General features: G+C 74.0%; 1 protein-coding gene and 2 pseudogenes. All 3 read right to left on the reverse strand.

Going from position 1 to position 3,622, the window contains the following annotated elements; translation table 11 throughout:
- On the reverse strand, positions 1-651 hold a 651-nt coding region (locus tag ACYVE7_RS31025; protein WP_460369742.1), incomplete at its 3' end, for a SpnB-like Rossmann fold domain-containing protein.
- Positions 652-690: 39 nt separating this feature from the next.
- Positions 691-1,185, reverse strand: a pseudogene (locus tag ACYVE7_RS31030) (polyketide synthase dehydratase domain-containing protein); the annotation flags it as partial.
- A pseudogene (locus ACYVE7_RS31035) lies at positions 1,186-3,234 on the reverse strand (acyltransferase domain-containing protein); the annotation flags it as partial.
- Between the last annotated feature and the right edge of the window lie 388 nt (positions 3,235-3,622).

Genomic DNA, 3,622 nt, shown 5'->3' on the forward strand with positions numbered 1-3,622 from the left:
CCCGGCGACCGCGTCTCGGTCGGCGACGTCACACGCCGCCACCTCGACCTGCGCGCCCAACCCGGCCAGCTCGGCCACCAGCTCCGACGCGCCGGGCGTGTCCAGCCCGCGACGGCCCGTCAACAGCAGCTCCCGCACGCCGTGGACGGTGACGAGATGGCGGGCGACCAGGCCGCCCAACGCGCCCAGCCCGCCGGTGACCAGAACCGGGCCGTCGGAAGAGAATCCCTGGTCGGCAGGGGTTTCGGTGACGCGGGCCAACCGTGGAACGTAGACGGTTCCGCCACGGACCACGATCTGGGACTCACCCGCGGCGACCGCGGCGGGCAGGGCGGAAGGCTCGTCGAGGTCGGCGAGGACGATCCGGCCCGGATCCTCCGACTGGGCGCTGCGCACCAGCCCCCACACGGCGGCGCCCGCCAGGTCGGCGACGTCCTCGCCCGGCAGCCCCATCGCCCCTGACGTCGCCACCACGAGGGTCGCGTCGGCGAACCGCTCGTCGGCCAGCCACGGCCGGATCACATCGAGTGCTTCGAACACGTCGGCGGGACGCAGCAGCACCAGGCCCCGGACCGGTCCGTCCGCCGGGATCTCCCTCCACTCCACCGCCTCGACGTCGGCGGGGACGACCGGGACCGGGGTCCAGTCCACCTGGAACAGGTCGTCGCGGGCGGGGGCGGTGAGCGCGTCGGCGGGGAGGGGCCGTAGGGCGAGCGAGCCGACGGAAACCACCGGATGCCCGGAGGAATCCGCCGCCTCGAGGGCGACCCCGCCGTCGGCGGCCGGGGAGATCGTCAGACGGAGGGTGTTCGCGCCGGTCGCGTGGAGTTCCACGCCCGACCAGGCGAACGGGAGGGCCGCCTGGTCGCTGCCGGAGGTCAGGGCGATCGCGTGGAGGGCGGCGTCCAGGAGGGCCGGGTGCAGGCCGAAACCGGTGACGTCGGTGCCGGCGGGCAGCGCCACCTCGGCGTGCACCCGGTCGCCTGCCGCCCAGGCGGCGCGCAGGCCCCGGAACACCGGACCGTACTCCAGGCCGCCTTCGGCGAGATCGGTGTAAAGGCCGTCGAGGCTGATCGGCTCCGCGCCGTCCGGCGGCCACTGGGTGAGCGCGGGCGGTGGAGCGGCGGCGGTGGCGAGGAGCCCTTCGGCGTGCCGGGTCCAGACCGTGCCGGTGCGGGAGTGCACACTGACCGTGCGACGGCCGGTGCCGTCGTCGCCGCCGACCGTCACCCGGATCGGGACCGCCGACCGCTCGGGCAGGACCAGCGGCGCTTCCAGGGTGAGCTCGTCCACCCGGGACAGGCCGAGTTCGTCGCCGGCGCGGACCGCGAGCTCCACGAACCCGGTCCCCGGGAAGATCAGCGTGCCGCCGACGGCGTGGTCGGCGAGCCACGGCTGGTCGGCGACCGAGAGCCTGCCGGTGAAGACGGCTCCGCCGGTGGCGGGCAGTGCCATCGACGCGCCCAGCAGCGGATGGGTCACCGCGTCCAGCCCGGCGGTGTCGCCGCCCGTGCCGTAGGACGACTCGATCCAGAACCGTTCCCGTTGGAACGCGTAGGTCGGCAGATCGGCCCTGCGGCCGTCCGCGAGCAGCCGCTCCCAGGCCAGTTTGACGCCGTTCACGTGGAGTTCGGCGACGGCCGTCAGCAGGGTGCGGGCTTCGGGACGGTCCTTGCGCAGGGACGCCGTCAGCACGGTCCGCTCGGACTCGGCCGTCTGGGCGGCCAGGCCGGTGAGCACCCCGTCGGGACCGATCTCCAGGAACCGGGTGGCCCCGGCCGCCTCCAGGGCGCGGATTCCGTCGGCGAACCGGACCGCCTCGCGGACATGCCGCACCCAATAGCCGGGCAACGCCACGTCGGCGGTTCCACCGGTCACCGTCGACATGATCGGAAGGGACGGCGGCGCGAACTTCAGCTCTTCGACCACCTGCCGGAACTCGGCGAGCATCGGTTCCATCAGCGGCGAGTGGAAGGCGTGCGACACCCGCAGCCGGGTCGTCTTGCGGCCTTGCCCGGCGAACACTTCCACGATCTTCTCGACGGCGGCGGCCGCTCCGGACACCACCACCGCACGCGGTCCGTTCACCGCGGCGATCCCCGCTTCCCCGGTGAGCAGCGGGTGCACCTCGTCCTCGGTCGCCTCGACCGCGATCATCGCGCCGCCCTCGGGGAGCGCCTGCATCAGACGGCCCCTGGCCTCGACGAGACGGGCGGCGTCGGCCAGGGAGAGCACCCCGGCGACGTGCGCCGCGCCGATCTCTCCGATCGAATGCCCCGCCAGGAAATCGGGACGAATCCCCCACGACTCCAGCAGCCGGAACAGGGCGACCTCGAACGCGAACAGCCCGGTCTGCGTGTAAACGGTCTGGTTCAGCGCCTCCGCATCCCCCCAGATCACCTCGCGCAGCGGGCGACCCACCAAACCGACGCCAGCCTCGGCCACCCGATCCGGCAGACCTTCCGCATCGGCGTCGACCGACCGGTCAGGGAGGCCCTCTTCACCGTGGGCGGTCTTGTGTGGAGGGCCACCGAGGTGGGTGTCCAGCTCAGCGCAGACCGCGTCGAAAGCCTCCGCGAAGACCGGGAACGCGTCGTAGAGTTCGCGGCCCATGCCGAGGCGCTGGCTGCCCTGGCCGGAGAAGAGGAAGGCCAGCTTGCCGGAGGAGGCGGATCCCGTGGTGACGCCGCGTGCGGGGAGCCCGTCGGCGAGTGCGGTGAGCCCGGCGAGCGCCTCGGCACGGTCGTCGGCGACGACGATCGCCCGGTGCTCCAGCTTCGCCCGCAGGGTGCCGAGCGAGAACGCGACGTCCAGAGGCTCCAGATCGGGGCGGGCGGCGAGGAGATCGCGGAGCTTCCCGGCCTGGCCCTTGAGCGCTTCGGCGGTGGCCGCCGTCACCAGCAGCGGGACGGGCGCGGCGGGCGTCGGGCGCGGTGCGGGCGCGGCGGGCTCCCAGGTCGTCGGCGCCGGCTGCGCGGGGGCCGTCCTGACCTGCGGCGCGGGCGCATTCCCCACGACCGCGTCGACCCGCCAGTCCACTCCCAGCAGTTCCTTCAGCACCTCCGACAGGACGCCTTCGCGCTTGCCCATCGTGAAGTTGCGATGCTTGCTGACCGTCTCGAAGGTCAACGTCAGCAGGTTCCCCTCGACGGACGCGGGCACCGCCGCCTCCATCAGCGACATCCAGGCCACCCGGCTCTTCCGCTGCACCGCCTCGAGGATCTGCCCCCACATCTGCCGGACCACCCCGATATCGACCGAAGCCCCGACAGCCCCCGACCCCGAGGAGCCCGCGCCCTGCGCGGGCCCGCCCCAACCGCCGCCCGCCTGAGCCGCGGCGTTCTGAGCAGGCGCACCCCAAGCGTCGTCCGCCGGACGGGCCGACGCTCCCTGACCGGGCGCGCCTTGATCGCCCGTCTGACGGGCCGACGGCGCCTGAGCGGTCGGTGATGCCTGGACGGGCGCGCCCCAGGCGTCATCTGCCTGACGGGCCGCCGGTCCCTGACCGCCACCGGCCTGGGTGGTCGGTGATGCCTGAGCGGGCGCGCCCCAAGCGTCATCCGCCTGACGGGCCGACGGTCCCTGAGCGGGAGCGCCCTGATCGGCGGGCGGCCCCTGCGCG

Source organism: Actinocorallia lasiicapitis, assembly GCF_054778695.1.